The sequence below is a fragment of the Paraburkholderia sp. 22099 genome (assembly GCF_052045835.1).
GTDB lineage: Bacteria > Pseudomonadota > Gammaproteobacteria > Burkholderiales > Burkholderiaceae > Paraburkholderia > Paraburkholderia terricola.
Window position 1 is genome coordinate 120,928 of the sequence record NZ_JBQEPU010000014.1, and the last position, 17,183, is coordinate 138,110.

Sequence of the window (17,183 nt, forward strand, 5' to 3'; positions counted from 1 at the left end):
CTCGTCGCGGGACTTCGCGGGACTTGCTCCGCTGGTCCCGGCGCGGCTCGGAACGCCCCCGGCGCGACCAATGGCCCAGGCGGCCAATATGCGAACAATTCGCAGCCGGGCATCGGTTTCACCGCCCAAGTCCTCTATAAGACATCTGAATTTCGGCATAGGGCATTCGCCTGAAAGCCTTATCTGGCGGGGCTTTGACCTGTCGGGCATGTTTCCGGGATATGTTTGTTTAGCAGCGAGTCGAGGAAAACGCGCATATACTCTCGGTCGGGCCGTAAAAAGTAGTGCTGCGGGTTGCGCTGCGTTTTTGCTGCTTCGTCGCGAATTCGCTGGCTCAGCGCTACCCACGCTCTGTCCCTCACTTCACCTAGCAAAGCATTGAACATGTCCACACCGCCGAAGATCATCTACACCCTGACCGACGAAGCCCCCGCGCTGGCGACTTACTCGCTGCTGCCGATCGTCAAGGCGTTCACGCGCTCGTCCGACGTGATCGTTGAAACGCGCGATATCTCGCTTGCCGGCCGGATCATCGCTGCATTTCCGGACTACCTGACCGCGGAACAGAAGGGCTCCGACGATCTGGCGGAACTGGGCGGACTCACCACGCGTCCCGAAGCGAACATCATCAAGCTGCCGAACATCAGCGCGTCGGTGCCGCAACTGAAGGCGGCGATCACCGAACTGCGCGATCAGGGCTACAAGCTGCCGTCCTATCCTGACGAAGCCAAAACCGACGCGGAAAAAGACGTCAAGGCGCGCTACGACAAGATCAAGGGCAGCGCCGTCAACCCGGTGCTGCGCGAAGGCAATTCGGACCGCCGCGCGCCGTTGTCGGTGAAGAACTACGCGCGCAAGCATCCGCACAAGATGGGCGCATGGTCGGCTAATTCGAAGTCGCATGTCTCGCACATGAGCGGCGGCGATTTCTACGGCAGCGAAAAGTCCGCGCTCATCGCGGCAGCGGGCAGCGTGAAGATCGAACTGGCGGCCGCGGACGGCAGCAAGACGGTCCTGAAAGAAAAGACGGCGGTGCAGGCGGGCGAGATCATCGACGCTTCGGTGCTCTCCAGGAATGCGCTGCGCAGCTTCATCGAAGCGGAAATCGCCGATGCGAAGAGCAAGGGCGTGCTGTTCTCGGTGCACCTGAAAGCCACCATGATGAAGGTGTCGGATCCGATCATCTTCGGTCACGTGGTCTCGGTGTTCTACAAAGACGTGCTCACCAAGCATGCCGACGCGCTCGCGCAAGCCGGCTTCAACCCGAACAACGGTATCGGCGATCTGTACGCGCGCCTGAAAGACCTGCCGGCCGAAACGCGCGAAGCGATCGAGGCGGACATCAAGGCGCAGTACGAACAGCGCCCGCCGCTCGCCATGGTCAACTCTGACAAGGGCATCACCAGCCTGCACGTGCCGAGCGACGTGATCGTCGACGCCTCCATGCCGGCCATGATTCGCGAGTCGGGCAAGATGTGGGGCGCGGACGGCGCGCTGCACGACGCCAAGGCGGTGATTCCAGACCGTTGCTACGCCGGCGTCTACCAGGCTGTGATCGAAGACTGCAAGAAGAACGGCGCTTTTGACCCGGTCACGATGGGCACGGTGCCGAACGTCGGCCTGATGGCGCAAGCCGCCGAAGAATACGGTTCACACGACAAGACGTTCCAGATTCCGGCGAACGGCGTGGTCCGCGTGATCGACGCAGCCGGCACGGTGCTGCTCGAACAAGCGGTGGAAGCCGGCGACATCTGGCGCATGTGCCAGGTCAAGGACGCACCGGTCCAGGATTGGGTCAAGCTCGCGGTGAACCGCGCGCGCGCCACCAATACGCCGGCCGTGTTCTGGCTCGACTCCGCTCGCGCCCATGATGCGCAGATCATCAAGAAGGTCGAGCAGTACCTGAAGGACCACGACATCAGCGGTCTGGACATCCGCATCATGACGCCGGTCGAAGCCACGAAGTTCTCGCTGGAGCGTATCCGCGCCGGCAAAGACACGATCTCGGTCACCGGCAACGTGCTGCGCGACTACCTGACCGACCTGTTCCCGATCATGGAACTCGGCACCAGCGCGAAGATGCTGTCGATCGTCCCGCTCATGGCCGGTGGCGGCATGTTCGAAACGGGCGCAGGCGGTTCGGCGCCGAAGCACGTTCAGCAACTGGTCGAGGAAGGCTTCCTCCGTTGGGATTCGCTCGGCGAATTCCTGGCGTTGGCTGCGTCGCTCGAACATTTGAGCAACGCGTACCACAACCCGAAGGCGCAGATTCTGGCGAAAACGCTGGATCAGGCAACCGGCAAGTTCCTCGACAACGACAAGTCGCCGGCACGCAAGGTGGGCGGTCTCGACAACCGCGGCAGCCACTTCTACCTCGCGATGTACTGGGCTGAAGCGCTGGCCGCGCAAACCGAGGACGCCGCGCTGCAGGCGCAGTTCGCCGGCGTGGCAAAGGCCATGGCCGACAACGAAGCGAAGATTCTCGCGGAGTTGGCTGCGGCGCAAGGAAAGCCGGTGGATATCGGCGGTTACTACCGTCCGAATGTCGAGCTCACGAGCAAGGCCATGCGCCCGAGCGCCACGCTGAACAAGATCGTGGATGCGGTTGCCTAAGCCGTGAAGTAACGCATTGAAGCAGGCAGTAGATATGACGATGGCGCTCTCGAGCGCCATCGTCGTTTCCGCCTTCAGGTGATGGCCAGTCATGCCGGGCATCACACGTGAACGATTTCCCAGTCGCTGAGTTTTTCCGGAATTTCCAGCGTCGACGTATCCACCTCGGACAGATGCGGGCAGGTCAAGCCGCGTGCGACTTCATCGGCAGCCTGTTGCGGGCTGGAAAACTCTCCGAGCGTCTCGTTGCCGTAGGTTGCTTCCCAACCTCCGTGCCCCGGCAAAATGTAGAACGCTCCCTGGGTCGAGCCAAAGCGAAAGCCTTTCATTTTTAGTCTCCCAATTGCCAATTAAAAACCGCGAGGTCGGGACGGCTTCCTGCGTTCGGCCGGAGACGGCGTGACTGCGCTTTTGTCTCGTCAACCCGGCTTGACCACCTGAACCGCCGACTCATGTAAAGGAGTCTACGTCAGCGGGCAGCGGCGCAAGCCGGTGTTCGACGGCTAATTCCATCTAAAAATTTTGTTTAAAAATAATGGCTTGCAGGCTTTGTTCCGCGATGTGCAACGTGGGGCGGCATTGCGAAATGGCCGGTTTGTGCCACGCACCACGACTTTTTACGAAGCAATGGCTCATGCCGCATCGTGAAATATTGGCGTCTTGCGGGGAAGCGTTGCAGCGCGAAAGCAAAGTCATGCGGCTTGCCCTCGCCGTCCGCGATCAGAAAAGCAAACGGCGCAGAAAGCCGAGCATCACTCGATTGAATTGAGCCGGCCTCTGTAGCGGCGCGAAATGGCTCACGCCCGGCAGCAGAACGAACTCCGCATCTGGAATGCTCTGCGCGAGATAGTCGGCGTGTTCCCGCTTGATGAACTCGTCGTGCTCGCTCAGCACGATCGCGACGGGCACCTCGATCCGAGCCAGATCGTGAGCGCCGTAGTTAGGTTCGGTCTTCATCATCTCGCTGACCGCGCCGACGAATGCGTCGAAGTCGCGAGGCGTCGCGGAGAGTTGCGCATAGTCTCTGGCGTGCCGACTGAAGCAGCGATCGATCACCGGTGTCGGCACGAATTCCTTCGTGCCGCTCGGGTCCATGTTGCAGCCGAAGAAGAACACCCCCGCAACGCGTTCGGGAGCCGTGATGCCCAACACCATCGCGATGCAGGCGCCGTCGCTCCAGCCCACCATGGCGGCGCGCGCGATTTGCAGCGCATCCATGACGGCGAGTACGTCGGATGCCATCAACTCGTACTTGTAAGGCCGCGCGTCGCGCGTGCTGCGGCCGTGGCCGCGGCTGTCGACGACCACCACGCGATGTCCCGCGCCAAGCAGCGCCGGCACCTGGTAGCCCCAGTTGCCGCTGTGCCCGAGGCCGCCGTGCAGCAGAATCACCGGCGCGCCGACGCCATATGACGCGTACCAGATGCGCGCCCCTTCATGCTCGACGTAGCCATGATCGTTCGAGACGGGCAGCGGCGGCGCGCCGTGTGCTTCGAACTGTTCGAGGTTGTCGTCGTGGGATTCCGTGGTGGGTTCCATCGCTGTTGTCTCCGCTGCCGTTGGAGCCGCCAGATAATCGCGCGGAACGACTTATTGCCCGCCCGGCTTGCTCAACTCATGCGCGCGGCGCAGTCTTTCGCGGCTGTTGCTCAAATGCATGCGCATGGCGGCGCGCGCGTCGTCCGGGTCCTGACGTTCTATCGCCCGATAAATCATCTGATGCTCGTTGAGTACATTGCGCAGGTGCTCGATATGGTCGAGCTCCGCGATCTCCGCCGAGCCGAGCCGCGTGCGCGGACTCACGGACCGTCCGAGTTGACTGAGCACATCGAAGAAATAGCGATTGCCGCTGGCGCGCGCGATTTGCAGATGGAACTCGATGTCGTGCGCGAGCGTGTCGGTGCTGCCGCGCTCGAGTTCCGCTTCGAACCGCTCCAGCGCGCCGCGGATCTGCTTGAGATTCTGCTCGGTGCGGCGTGCCGCGGCGAGCGCCGCCGAGGCGGCCTCCACGTCGATACGGAATTCGATGATCGCCATCGCGTCCAGCATGTTGGACAGATCGGCGGTGGGCAACTGCATGGTTTTTTCCGCGGACGGCGCCAGCACGAATGTGCCGATGCCGTGACGCGTCTCCACCACCTTGGCCGCCTGGAGGCGCGAAATTGCCTCGCGGACCACGGAGCGGCTCACCGAGAGCTGCTTCATCATCGCGACTTCGGTGGGGATGCGGTCTCCCGGCCTCAGCGCGCCGCGGCGGATTTCATCGGAAAGGGTGGCCACCACCTTCTCAGTTAGGCTGCTCATTGCTGGGACTTGTTGGCTAATCGACTGGAAATGCGCAGGACGCGCGGGCGAGCGGCCTCATTGGACGGCTCAACGTCGCCATCATAACTGGGAACGACGCGTGCATCGCGACGCGGGTTCTCGGCCGGAAATGAGCCGAGGGGCTGCAAAGGCCCGGGGGCGGATGGTAGCAGAATCGCAAATGTCATCGGACGTCTTAGTTCGAGATGTTTTCCATTGTCGCGTGTCGCAACAGGGAGCCTTAGCCCATATGAAGGCAGGGTAAACACCGCATTGGAATCGTTGTATCGAAAATTGTAGACTGTCGTCGGACAACGTATCACAAATTCGGCGAGGCGCGATCCCACCAGGACACCCGCCGCGTGACGTGACATCAGGCCGCTTGACGGCCCCAATCGGAGACCACCCTTGACACCAGCTCTCACCACGACGAACCCGCTCGACTCCGCGGTCTCGAAGGTCAAGCGGCACGTGCTGCCGCTTTTCCTGATCATGTTCATCGCGAACTACATCGACCGCGTGAACATCGGCTTCGCGAACGCCCACATGCAGACCGATCTCGGCATTGGCGCGGCGGCCTATGGTTTGGGAAGCGGTTTGTTCTTCATCGGCTATGCGCTGTTCGAGGTGCCGTCGAACGTGTTGATGCAGAAGTACGGTGCGCGCGCATGGCTGACGCGCATCATGGGGACATGGGGGCTCGTCGCGGCCGGCATGGCCTTCGTATGGAACGACACGTCTTTCTACGTGCTGCGTTTCCTGCTCGGCGTCGCCGAGGCCGGCTTCTTCCCCGGCGTGGTTTTCTACTTCACGCAATGGCTTCCGCAAAAAGAGCGCGGCAAGGCCATCGCGGTGTTCCTTGGCGGCTCCGCGCTGGCGTCGGTGCTGTCGGGACCGATCACCGGCAGTCTGCTGTCCATTCGCGGACTCGGCCTGCACGGCTGGCAATGGATGTTCCTCATCGAAGGCGGTTTCTCGGTCGCCCTGTGCGCCGTGAGCTGGATGCTGCTGAAGTCGCGCATTCGCGACGCATCGTGGCTGACCGCTGACGAACAACACGCGCTCGAATCGTCGATCGCGGCGGAGCAAGCCGAGCGCGAGGCCGCCGGCAGCGCGCATCTTCCCGCGATAAAACTGTTGAAGGATCCGCAGATCCTGCTGTTCTGCTTCCTCTATTTCTCGATTCAATTGACCATTTACGCGGCCACGTTCTGGTTGCCGACGATCATTCGCAAGATGGGCGGGCTGTCCGATTTCCAGGTCGGGATGTTCAATGCGATTCCCTGGCTGATCGCGATGGTGGCGATGTACTGCTTTGCTATGTTGTCGGCGAAGTGGCGCTTTCAGCAGGCGTGGCTGGCGGTGGCGCTCGTCATCGCGGCATGCGGGTTGTTCGCGTCGACCTCGGGCAATCCGGTTCTCTCGTTCGTCGCGATCTGCTTCTCGGCAATCGGCTTCAAGGCGGCGGCTTCGCTCTTCTGGCCGATTCCACAGGGCTATCTCGATGCGCGCGTGGCCGCCGCGGTGATCGCGCTGATCAACTCGGTGGGTAATCTCGGCGGGTTTTTCGCGCCGGCCACGTTCGGTTATCTCCAGCAGCACACCGGCTCGATTACCGGCGGTCTTTATGCGTTGGGCGTGGCTTCGCTGATCGCGGCGGCAGCCGGTTTCCTGACGCGCAATCGGCGGGTCAATCGCGACGTGCTGCCGGAGGTTCTCCACAGCAAGGCGCATTGACTACCATGATCTTTGGAACCGCCGATCATGAAGCGCGCGCTTTCCTTTTCCCTCCGGCACGGGTGTTGAACGCGAAGGCGAACGCGAACGCGCGCCGCAATGATCCTCGCCCTGCCGCCCCACTCATTCAACCGCTTCCATTCTTATGCCAACGAACACAACTCAATTGAACGCCACACCCACGGTCACCGAATTGCGCGTCGTCCCCGTTGCCGGCCGTGACAGCATGTTGATGAATCTGAGCGGCGCGCATGGCCCGTTCTTCACGCGCAACATCGTCATTCTGCGCGACAGCGCCGGCCATACCGGCGTCGGCGAAGTGCCCGGCGGCGAGAGCATCCGCAAGACGATCGACGATGCACGTCCGTTCGTGGTCGGCCAGTCGATCGGCAATCTGCAAGCAATGTTGAACAAGGCGCGCACGCAGTTCGCCGACCGCGACGCGGGCGGGCGCGGCCTGCAAACCTTCGATCTGCGCACCACCATTCACGCGGTCACCGCGCTCGAAGCCGCGCTGCTCGACCTGCTCGGCCAGCATCTCGGCGTGCCGGTTGCGGCCCTGCTCGGCGAAGGCCAGCAACGCGACGAAGTGGAAATGCTCGGCTACCTGTTTTATATCGGCGATCGCAACAAGACCGATCTGCCGTACGCGAGCGGCGCGCAAGGGCGCGACGACTGGGAGCGCGTTCGCACCGAGGAAGCGATGACGCCCGAAGCGGTCGTGCGTCTCGCCGAGGCGGCGCAGGCGCGTTACGGCTTCAACGACTTCAAGCTGAAAGGCGGCGTGCTGCCCGGCGACGCCGAGATCGAAGCCGTGACGGCGCTCGCCGAACGCTTTCCCGATGCCCGCGTCACGCTCGATCCGAACGGTGCGTGGTCGCTGGCGGAAGCCATTCGCCTGTGCCGCGACAAGCACGACGTGCTCGCTTATGCGGAAGACCCATGCGGCGCGGAAAACGGCTACTCGGGCCGCGAGGTCATGGCGGAATTCCGTCGCGCGACCGGCTTGCCGACGGCCACCAACATGATCGCCACCGACTGGCGTCAGATGGGTCACGCGATCCAGTTGCAGTCCGTGGATATTCCGCTTGCCGACCCGCATTTCTGGACCATGCAGGGCTCGGTGCGCGTGGCGCAGATGTGCAACGACTGGGGCCTCACGTGGGGCTCGCATTCGAACAATCACTTCGACATTTCGCTCGCGATGTTCACGCACGTCGCGGCCGCGGCGCCCGGCAAGATCACCGCGATCGACACGCACTGGATCTGGCAGGACGGCCAGCGTTTGACGCGCGATCCGCTGCAAATCGTCGGCGGCAAGGTGAAGGTGCCGCAGGCGGCGGGACTCGGCGTCGAGATCGACATGGACGAGATCGAGAAGGCGCACGCGCTGTATCAGCAACACGGCCTGGGCGCGCGCGACGACGGCGTCGCCATGCAGTACCTGATTCCCAACTGGAAATTCGACAACAAGCGCCCCTGTCTCGTGCGCTGAGTCGCCGGGCGATTTGAACGGCGGCGCTTATCTACGTTTGACCTTAATCACACCATGACCTCACCTCAAGAACTCAAAGCGATTGTTTCCGAAGGCCTGTTGTCTTTCCCCGTGACCGACTTCGATACGAACGGCGATTTCCGTGCCGACACCTATGCCGCGCGTCTCGAATGGCTCGCGCCTTATGGCGCTTCGGCGCTGTTCGTCGCGGGCGGCACGGGCGAATTCTTCTCGCTGACCAGGAGCGACTACACGAACGTGGTGCGCACCGCGACCGAAGTCTGCAAGGGCAAGGTGCCGATTCTCGCTGGCGCGGGCGGCCCGACGCGCGTGGCGATCGAATACGCGCGGGAAGCGGAGCGTCTGGGTGCGAACGGCATTCTGCTGATGCCGCACTACCTCACGGAAGCGTCCCAGGAAGGCATCGCCGCGCACGCGGAGGAGGTCTGCAAGTCCGTGCCGAACCTGGGCGTGATCATCTACAATCGCGCGAACTCGAAACTGAACGCGGACATGCTCGAACGTCTCGCGGAGCGTTGCCCGAACCTGATCGGCTTCAAGGACGGCGTCGGTGAAATCGAAGCGATGGTGACGATCCGCCGCCGTCTGGGCGATCGCTTTTCCTATCTCGGCGGCCTGCCGACCGCGGAAGTCTATGCGGCGGCTTATAAGGCGCTGGGCGTGCCGGTGTATTCGTCGGCGGTATTCAACTTCATTCCGAAGACCGCGATGGACTTCTATCGCGCGATTGCCTCGGACGACCATGCGACCACGTCGCGACTGCTGGATGAATTCTTCCTGCCGTACCTCGCGATCCGCAACCGCCGCGCGGGCTACGCGGTGAGCATCGTGAAGGCGGGCGCGAAGCTGGTGGGCCGCAGTGCCGGTCCGGTGCGCGCGCCGCTGACCGATCTGACCGAAGAAGAAATGGACAAGCTCGACGCCCTCATCAAGAAGCTCGGCGCGCAGTAAGCGGGCCGGTCGCTATCTCTGGACGCGCCGCGACGAAACGTCCGGCGCGCGTCACGCCGCCGCAATGGCGTCGCGTCGCCTGTACCTGTCGTAGCGAGACGTGACCGTAAGCGCTCAGCCGCTCAACCGCAGCGGCCAGTCCACCACGCTCAACTCCGTCGAAACACGACGTGCGAGATCCGCTGCACGAGCAGCGCAGCGGCAAGCGCCGCGACGGCGGTGAGCCAAACGCCGATATGAATCGACTGCACCAGCGCATCGCGAGCCGTATCGATCAAGGCAAGCGTGTTGAGCCCTGAAGGCTTCATATCCGCGATCAGCTTCAGGCGCAGTTCCTCATCGATCAGAATGCGCAGATCCACAAAACGCGGTAGCCATTGCGAGGTGGCCGGCTCGCCGAGCACGCTCATCGTGCGTGTGACCACGTTGCGGTAATGATGCGACACCACCGTCGCGACAATGCTCGTGCCCAACATGCCGCCCACCATTCGCGTGGACTGCAGCAGCGCCGTCGTGATGCCGAACCGCTCGCGCCCGGCAATCTCCTGCCCGAACACATTCAGATTGTTGAGGATGAAACCCAGACCGATGCCGACCGCCGCCATCGGCAATTCGAGCCACAGGTGCGGCGTGTCCGGATTGGCGAACGCCAACGCAACCGACGCGAACAGCAGCAGCGCGAAGCCGATCGACAGAATGCGCGTGGGCTTCTTCATGTGAATGACGATGCGCGTATTCAGCAGACTGCCGAGCGCGATGCAGGCGGCAATCGGCGTGGCGAGCAAACCGGCCTGTTGCGGCGAGAGGCCGAAGCCGCCTTGCAGCAGCAGCGGCGCGAAGAAGATCAGCGAGAACATCACGAAGCCCGACAGCATGCCGAGCGTGAAGAGCGTGACCAGTTGGCCGTCCTTGAACAGGTCGAGCGGAATGATCGGATGCGTGGCGCGCTTCTCGCACACCAGCAATGCAATCGTGCCGACGATCACGCATGCCGCCAGCGTGAGATTGCCGGCGGTCAGGCCGTCTTTCGGCACCGCTTCGATGAAAGCCTGCAGGCCGCCCAACACGGCGGCGACGAGCGCTGCGCCGAGCCAGTCGATCTTGACCTCGCCTTCGTGCGGACGCCGGAAGCTCGGCAGATGCGCCCAGATGAAATAGAGCGCCGCGGCGCCCACCGGCAGATTGATCAGGAAGGTGGAGCGCCAGCCCCAGTACTCGCTCATCCAGCCGCCGAGCGACGGCCCCGCCGCCGTGCCGATGCCATACGCGGCCGCCATCACCACCTGCCAGCGAACCCGCGCGCGCGGATCGGGAAAGAGATCCGGTATCGACGCGAACGCCGTGCCGACCATCATGCCGCCGCCGATGCCTTGCAGGCCGCGCGCGATCACCAGAAACAGCATGTCGTTGGCGACGCCGCAGAGCACCGACGCCACCGTGAACGTGATGACCGCGGCGATCACGAAACGCTTGCGGCCGAAGTAGTCGCCGAGCCGGCCGAAGACCGGAACCGTCACCACCGACGCCAGCAGATAGGCGCTGGCGATCCACGCGTAGTACTCGAAGCCGTGCAGCTCGGCGACGATCGAGGGCAACGCGGTGCTGACGACTGTTTGATCCAGTGCGACCAGCATATTGACGAGACCGATGCCGAGCATCGCGAAGAGGGCGTTTCGGAAAGGCAGGGCAGTCGCTGTTGGGTTCACGGATCGGGAGAATAGTTTTTCAGGGAAGACGCTGCGGGGCCAGGCTCGACCCGCGGTCTCGACGACTCGCGTCTTCTTGTTGTCTGACTTCTTGACAACAATTATACGGGTTATCCCTTATCTGAAACTATTCAGTCTGAGGAAACAGACAACCGCGTTGCGCCAATGTGAAAAGCAACAACGCGGTGACGGCCGCGCCACCAACCCGCGCTTGGCCGTCGAACGAACGGAGCTGCTGCCTGCCTACGCGCCTCGCCTCGGCCGGCGAACGGCTCTCAGCTTCCCGCTGCTTCCGCCGCCGCAGAAGAACCGGTCGCCGCCATCGGATTCGAGCCCCGAGATGCCCACGCCGGCCGGCATCTGAACCTTCTCCTCGACCTCTCCCGTGCGCGGATCGATTCGCCGCAATTCGCTCTCGTCGCCTTCCCACGTGCCGTGCCAAAGTTCTCCGTCGACCCACGTGACGCCCGTGACGAAACGGTTCGACTCGATCGTGCGAAGCACCGCCCCTGTCTCCGGATCGACCTGATGGATTTTGCGCTCGCGGTACTGCCCGACCCAGAGCGTTCCCTCGGCCCATGCGAGCCCGGAGTCGCCGCCGCCGGGCGCCGGAATCGTGGCGAGCACGCGGCCGGTCGCCGGATCGATTTTCTGGATGCGGCTCTCGGCGATCTGAAACAGATGCTCGCCGTCGAAGGCCGTTCCCGCATGCGCGGCGACCTCGAGCGAGCGCACCGTCTTGCCGCTCGCCGGGTCGAGGGCGTTCAGCTTGTCGCCGGTGGCGAACCATACGTGCTGACCGTCGTAAGTGACGCCATGCACGCTCTCTACGCCCGGAAAGGGCCCGTATTCATTCACGATTTCAGCTGCGGATCGGTTCATGGTTTCATCCTCGTCGACGGTTGCGGGTGGTTCATGTGGCCATCCTAATCGCCCGGCAACGGAGCCGGGAGTAACAAGGTGGTCGTGAATCCCGGCATGGGCGGCGTGATCCAGCGACGCGCGCGCCCCTTTCCGAACGACTGCGCCTTGCCCGCCGCCGCGAGCGAATCGAGCGCCCGCTGCGCACTGCGCTGGCTGGCGCCGAGCGCCAACGCGAGCGCCGAACTCGACCACGATTCGCCGTCGGCGAGCAAGGCCAGCGTCGCCGCGTGCTTGTCCTCGACGGGCCGCGCCAGCATCACGACCTCGCGCGCGTGACGCGGCGCCAGCGCGAAGCCTCGCTTCGTCGCGCTCACGCCGGCCACCGGTCGAAGCAACGAGCGCAACCGCCCGAGTTCCACCCGCAAGCGCGCGCGATGTGATTCGTCGGCGAGCTTCGCCCTGAATGCGCGGGCGACGAGCGTGTCTCGCGACACGTCGGCCGGCCACGCTTCGGCGAGAGCCCGGGCAAGCACGAACAGCACCGGACGGCTTGCCAGCGAGATCACGGCGTCTTCATGGCGCACGACGTGACGGCACGCGTCCACGACGAGCGCTTTCGACGCCAGCAACGCTTCGACTTCATCGAGCAGCAGCGGCCGCTCTTCGCCATGCGCGAGCAGCCGCGCGGCCGGCGTGTTCAGCATGCGCGACGCGCTTTCCGCTTCCGCCGTCAGCGCGGGAATACCGGCGCGGTGCGCAGCCTGCACGGCGCGCGCGAGGGCGGCGCGCGCCGCCTGCGTGTGGATGCGCCGCATCGCGATCCCCGCCACGACCAGTTCGTGGGCGGCTCGCAACGCGGGCGGGAAGGGTTCGGGGTCGAGCGCGGCGAGCGCACGCTCGGCGTCGTCGAGACGGCCGATCAGTAGAAGGCGTCGCACGTCCAGATACCGCGCATGCGCGGCGTTCACGCGGTCGCCGTGCGCTTCGAGCGTGACGCGCGCCGCGTCCAGCGCTTTGGCGGGCCAGGCCAGGTCACGCGAAGCGAGCGCGATTTCGGCTTGCGCGACGACGCAGCGCGCACGCGATACCGGCTCCCTCGCGCCGAAGGCGCGCGCCGCGCTTCGCAATAGCGCCTTCGCTCGAACGAGATCGCCGAGCTGCGCCATCGCGATGCCTCGCAGCGCGAGCGCGGGTGCGTCGTCGCGCAAGGCAACCCGGTTCAGCGCGCCGAGCGGATCGCCCGCGGCGAGCGCGCGCGCCGCGGCCGTGACTAGCGAGTCCATGATTTATTCGAATCGCGCCACACTTGTCACTCCCCCTGTCCGAAGCCGGCGACTAATCTAGCACGACCCCAACCCGCACTTCGTGGCGAACACCGCGCGAACGGCGAAGGACATCAAGGAGAGACGCATGACGACGAAACACATCACCGGGACACGAGACGAGTGGCTGGCCGCGCGGCTCGAATTGCTCGAAGCGGAAAAGGCGCTGACGCGGCAAAGCGATGAACTGGCGCGGCGGCGTCAGCAATTGCCGTGGGTGCGGGTCGACAAGGCGTATCGCTTCGAGACCGATGAAGGCAGCGCCTCGCTGGCGGATCTCTTCGGAGGGCGCTCGCAACTGCTGGTCTATCACTTCATGTTCGGGCCGGACTACAAGGCGGGATGTCCGTCGTGTTCGGCGATCGCGGACGGATTCGACGGCCTCGTCGTTCACCTCGCGAATCACGATGTCGCGCTTGCGGCCGTGTCGCGCGCGCCGCTCGCGAAGCTGCAGGCGTACAAGCAGCGAATGGGATGGACGTTTCCGTGGGCGTCTTCGCTCGGCAGCGACTTCAACTTCGACGTCAACGTGTCATTCACGGAGGCGCAGCAGCGCGAAGGCAGCGTCGAATACAACTATCAGCGCGGCGGCCATGCGATGGATGCGACGCCGGCCCCGGAGCCGGTCGTTCAGTTCGCGGCCACCTGCGGAACCGACGCCCCGACGTATTCGCGCGACCGGCCCGGCATGAGCGCGTTCGTGCTGGAGGATGGTGTCGTCTATCACACGTATTCCACTTATGCGCGCGGCCTGGACGGGCTGTGGGGCATGTATCAGTGGCTCGATCGCGCGCCGCTGGGGCGTAACGAGACGGGCGTGTGGTGGCGTCGGCATGACGAGTATGAGCGGCGTTGAGACGTTCTCCGATCTGCGGTCGGCGCGCGGCGCGGCAAGCACACGTTTTCGCAACTGGCGATTCAGGCGATTGCGATGCTCGAAGCGAGGGTCTTGCCGCTGTACAGGAAGAGTTCATAAAGCGCGCTTCCAAACCCGCGCTTTTAACCCGCGCGTCTAAAACCGCTCGACCCTGAACGGCCGCGTGTCCACCAAGGTATCTTCGCCGGTCATCATCTCCGCGATCAACCGGCCCGTGACCGGACCCAACGTCAGCCCGTGGTGTGCATGGCCGAACGCGAACCACAAGTCCTTATGTTTTCGCGCGGGTCCGATGATCGGCATCATGTCGGGCGTGCAAGGACGGCGCCCCATCCAGGCTTCGTCGTCGAGACGCTTGTCCAATGGGAACAGCGTGCGCGCGACCGGCTCGACCGCGGCGAGTTGCGTCGGGGTCCTGGGCGCATCGCAGCGCGCGATTTCCGCGCCTGTGGTCAGGCGAATGCCTTTTGCCATCGGCGCGAGCAGGTAGCCCTTCTCGGCATCCAGCACCGGGTGATTCAAACGAGCCTGCCCACGCGGCGCATAGTGCATGTGATAGCCGCGCTTGACGCCAAGGGGCAGCCGGTAGCCGAGCCGCGAACTCACGCGATCCGACCACGGACCCAGCGCAACCACCGCCGACGAAGCGGCGATCGTGCCGTCGTTCGTGTCGACTTCCCAACCGTCGCGCAACGAACTCGCATCGCCAATCAAAAACCGCCCGCCCAGCGACTCGAAATGCCTGGCGTAAGCGGTGACGAGCGCATGCGGATCGCTCACCGAATCGGAGGCCGTATAGCGCAAGCCGCCGAGCAAGGTCGTGTCGAGATCGGGTTCCATCTGTTGCAGGCGGGCGGCGTCGAGCGATTCGAAATCGACGCCGTATTCCCGATGCCACTGTTCAGCGAGCCGCGTTTCCGCGTCCCGCACGGCTTCGCTGCGAAACACCTTGATCCAGCCGCTTGGCCGCAATAACGCGCTTGCCCCGGCATCGGCCGCCAGCGCGCGGTGCTCGCTGACGCAGTGTTCGATCAGCGTCGAGTACGACTTCGCGATCGCGGCGTGCCGCGCCGGATGCGAATTGCGCCAGTATTGCCACAGGAACGGCGCGGCTTGCAGCATCGCGTCGGCATGGTAGCGAACATCCGGCGACCGATTGCGCGCATAGCGAAGCAAGCTGCCGAGTCCGCGAGGAAACGCATACGGATAGACGCCTTCGCGCTGGATCAACCCGGCGTTGCCGAACGAAGTCTCGTTGCCGGGCAGCTTGCGATCGACCAGCGCGACCTGGCGTCCGCGCTTCTGTAGATGCACGGCGACGCACACGCCCACGATGCCCGCGCCGAGCACGACGGTGTCGAATTTCATTCTCCTCATCAGCGAACTCACACGTTGCCGGTCATGCCGCGAGCGCCGTCACCGCGACTTCGACATCGCAACCGGGCTTCATCAGCAAGGCCTGCACGCAGGCGCGGGTCGGCGCATGACCTTGCGGCACCCACGCATCCCACACCGCGTTGAATTCGGCGAAGTGCTTCGGATCGCTCAACCAGATGTTCGCGGACACGAGCCGCGTGCGATCCACGCCCGCCGCTTCGAGCAACAGGTCGATCCGCGCGAGAACTTCGTTTGCCTGTTCGGTGATGGACACGTTCGCCGTGTCGGGCACCTGGCCGGCCAGATGAACGACGCCGTTGGCGATCACCACCTGGCTCATGCGCGCATTCGTTTGCAGACGTTTGATTTCGTTCGACATGGTTTTATACCGTTGAAACGCCGGCGCCTTGCGCGCCGGACTCGTTGAAAAGAGGCGGCGAAGTCACGATCGACTTCAGCGACGGATTCGGCTGCGCGAGCGTCGACAGATCCGGGCGCGGGCGGCGCAGCACCGGCGACTGGTCGAAGACCTGCTCCATGGCGTGCGCGACGGCGAGCGTCTTGCGGTCGCCATGAAACGGTCCGACGATCTGCATGCTGAACGGCATGCCCGCCTGATCGACGCCGCACGGCAGCGACAGCGCCGGGTGCGTGGTCAGCGTGACGACGTAGGTCAGCGCGAGCCAGCGGTAATAGTTGTCCTGCTCGCGCCCGCCGACCTGCGCCGCGTACAGTTGCTGCCACGGAAACGGCGACACCGGCGTGGTCGGCGAGAGGATCACGTCGTATTGATCGAACGCGCTCTGGAAGCGCTTGAAGATGCGCGTCTGCTCGGCTTGCGCCCATGCGCTGTCCGCGAGACTCATGGCCGCGCCCAGTTCGTAGTTCGAGCGCGTGTTCGGGCCGAGCTGGTTCGGGTCGCGCGTGTAGGCCTCGTGCAGACCGGCGACGAAACTCTCGGCGCGGATCACGTCGAAGCAGCGGTGCACGTCGCCGAGATCGAAGCGCACTTCGTCGCAGGAACGGAACGACGGCGCGATCAGCGCGATGCGTTCGCGGAACAGTTGGCGGATCTCGTCGTCCACGTCGCAACTGCCGAAGTCTTCCGTCCAGCCGACCCGCAGCGCGCCGAGGTCGATGTTCTCCGGCATCGCGAAGCCAAGCGGATCGACCGGAAAGCTCAACGGGTCGCCCGCGGACATGCCGGCCGTTGCCGCGAGTTGCAGGCACGCTTCGGCGACGCTTCGGCCCATCGGCCCGACCACCGAAATCGGCGTCCAGCCCACCAGCTTGCGCGAGTTCGGCACGAGTCCGGGCGTCGGACGAAAACCCACCACGCCGCATTTCGACGCGGGAATGCGCAGCGAGCCGCCGGTGTCCGAGCCGGTGCAGACCGGCAGCATGTCGCAAGCGAGCGCCGCCGCGGAGCCGCCCGACGAGCCGCCCGCATTCAACGCGGTATTGAACGGATTGCCGGTCGCGCCCCACACCGGGTTGCGCGTGTTCGCGCCCGCGCCGAGTTCCGGCACGTTGGTTTTGGCGGTGACGATCGCGCCGGCGGCGCGCAGCCGTTGCACGAGCACGGCGTCCTGTGTCGGTACGTTGCCGCGCGACATCGGCGAGCCGTAAGTCGTGAGCAGGCCGGCTGTGTTCTCAAGGTCTTTCACGCCGACCGGCAAGCCGTGCAGCAGCCCGAGCGGCTCGCCGTCGAGCACCTGCTTTTCGGCGCGCTTCGCGGCTTGTCGGGCAGCGGGAAAGTCCGTCGCGGTGACCGCGTTCACCGCGGGATTGACCGCCTCGATGCGCTCGATGCAGGCTTCGAGCAACTCCACCGGCGAAATCTCTTTCGCGCCGATCATCCGGCGCAGTTCGACCGCGCTGCGGCCCACCAACTCATGGTTGTGACTCATTGCATC

The 17,183-nt window shown here is 64.2% G+C and carries 14 protein-coding genes; 5 read left to right on the plus strand and 9 right to left on the minus strand.

Going from position 1 to position 17,183, the window contains the following annotated elements:
- The first annotated feature begins 384 nt into the window (after nucleotides 1-384).
- A complete protein-coding gene (locus ACTJLC_RS15540; protein WP_436263898.1) occupies nucleotides 385-2,613 on the plus strand; it encodes an NADP-dependent isocitrate dehydrogenase in 2,229 nt (742 codons plus the stop codon).
- 101 nt (nucleotides 2,614-2,714) lie between these two features.
- Here the strand turns inward: ACTJLC_RS15540 and ACTJLC_RS15545 are convergent, their stop codons facing one another.
- From ACTJLC_RS15545 to ACTJLC_RS15555, 3 genes are all read right to left on the minus strand, one after another.
- Nucleotides 2,715-2,942: a hypothetical protein gene (locus tag ACTJLC_RS15545; protein ID WP_073428692.1), complete on the minus strand. Its 228-nt coding sequence runs from the start codon at nucleotides 2,940-2,942 to the stop codon at nucleotides 2,715-2,717.
- Between the two features lie 391 nt (nucleotides 2,943-3,333).
- Nucleotides 3,334-4,152 carry an alpha/beta fold hydrolase gene (locus ACTJLC_RS15550; RefSeq protein ID WP_073428691.1) on the minus strand — a complete coding sequence of 273 codons (819 nt, stop codon included), beginning with the start codon at nucleotides 4,150-4,152 and terminating at the stop codon, nucleotides 3,334-3,336.
- Between the two features lie 51 nt (nucleotides 4,153-4,203).
- Nucleotides 4,204-4,917: a FadR/GntR family transcriptional regulator gene (locus tag ACTJLC_RS15555; protein ID WP_073428690.1), complete on the minus strand. Its 714-nt coding sequence runs from the start codon at nucleotides 4,915-4,917 to the stop codon at nucleotides 4,204-4,206.
- A 408-nt stretch (nucleotides 4,918-5,325) separates the two neighbouring features.
- On the opposite strand from ACTJLC_RS15555, the gene ACTJLC_RS15560 reads away from it, so the two are divergent.
- From ACTJLC_RS15560 to kdgD, 3 genes are all read left to right on the plus strand, one after another.
- Nucleotides 5,326-6,654: an MFS transporter gene (locus ACTJLC_RS15560; protein WP_073428689.1), complete on the plus strand. Its 1,329-nt coding sequence runs from the start codon at nucleotides 5,326-5,328 to the stop codon at nucleotides 6,652-6,654.
- 145 nt (nucleotides 6,655-6,799) lie between these two features.
- Entirely contained in the window at nucleotides 6,800-8,149 is a 1,350-nt protein-coding gene (gene gudD / locus ACTJLC_RS15565; protein WP_244745761.1) for a glucarate dehydratase, read from the plus strand.
- 54 nt (nucleotides 8,150-8,203) lie between these two features.
- Nucleotides 8,204-9,121 (plus strand): 5-dehydro-4-deoxyglucarate dehydratase, encoded by a 918-nt coding sequence (gene kdgD, locus ACTJLC_RS15570; RefSeq protein ID WP_436263899.1) that lies wholly within the window; start codon nucleotides 8,204-8,206, stop codon nucleotides 9,119-9,121.
- Between the two features lie 149 nt (nucleotides 9,122-9,270).
- On the opposite strand, the gene ACTJLC_RS15575 is transcribed toward kdgD, so the two are convergent.
- The 3 genes from ACTJLC_RS15575 to ACTJLC_RS15585 form a co-directional block, all read right to left on the minus strand.
- Nucleotides 9,271-10,779 carry an MFS transporter gene (locus tag ACTJLC_RS15575; protein WP_436263900.1) on the minus strand — a complete coding sequence of 503 codons (1,509 nt, stop codon included), beginning with the start codon at nucleotides 10,777-10,779 and terminating at the stop codon, nucleotides 9,271-9,273.
- A gap of 291 nt (nucleotides 10,780-11,070) precedes the next feature.
- Entirely contained in the window at nucleotides 11,071-11,709 is a 639-nt protein-coding gene (locus ACTJLC_RS15580) for a Vgb family protein (RefSeq protein WP_244745766.1), read from the minus strand.
- 44 nt (nucleotides 11,710-11,753) lie between these two features.
- Nucleotides 11,754-12,974 (minus strand): helix-turn-helix domain-containing protein, encoded by a 1,221-nt coding sequence (locus tag ACTJLC_RS15585; protein WP_436263901.1) that lies wholly within the window; start codon nucleotides 12,972-12,974, stop codon nucleotides 11,754-11,756.
- A gap of 127 nt (nucleotides 12,975-13,101) precedes the next feature.
- On the opposite strand from ACTJLC_RS15585, the gene ACTJLC_RS15590 reads away from it, so the two are divergent.
- A complete protein-coding gene (locus tag ACTJLC_RS15590) occupies nucleotides 13,102-13,869 on the plus strand; it encodes a DUF899 domain-containing protein (RefSeq protein ID WP_436263902.1) in 768 nt (255 codons plus the stop codon).
- 156 nt (nucleotides 13,870-14,025) lie between these two features.
- On the opposite strand, the gene ACTJLC_RS15595 is transcribed toward ACTJLC_RS15590, so the two are convergent.
- From ACTJLC_RS15595 to ACTJLC_RS15605, 3 genes are read right to left on the minus strand one after another with little or no spacing between them, the layout of a single operon-like run.
- Nucleotides 14,026-15,258 carry an NAD(P)/FAD-dependent oxidoreductase gene (locus ACTJLC_RS15595; protein ID WP_073428682.1) on the minus strand — a complete coding sequence of 411 codons (1,233 nt, stop codon included), beginning with the start codon at nucleotides 15,256-15,258 and terminating at the stop codon, nucleotides 14,026-14,028.
- A gap of 31 nt (nucleotides 15,259-15,289) precedes the next feature.
- Nucleotides 15,290-15,646, minus strand: coding sequence for a RidA family protein (locus ACTJLC_RS15600; RefSeq protein ID WP_073428681.1), 357 nt, complete (start codon nucleotides 15,644-15,646; stop codon nucleotides 15,290-15,292).
- 4 nt (nucleotides 15,647-15,650) lie between these two features.
- Complete coding sequence (locus ACTJLC_RS15605; protein ID WP_310312144.1) at nucleotides 15,651-17,177, minus strand: amidase; 1,527 nt, start codon at nucleotides 17,175-17,177, stop codon at nucleotides 15,651-15,653.
- Between the last annotated feature and the right edge of the window lie 6 nt (nucleotides 17,178-17,183).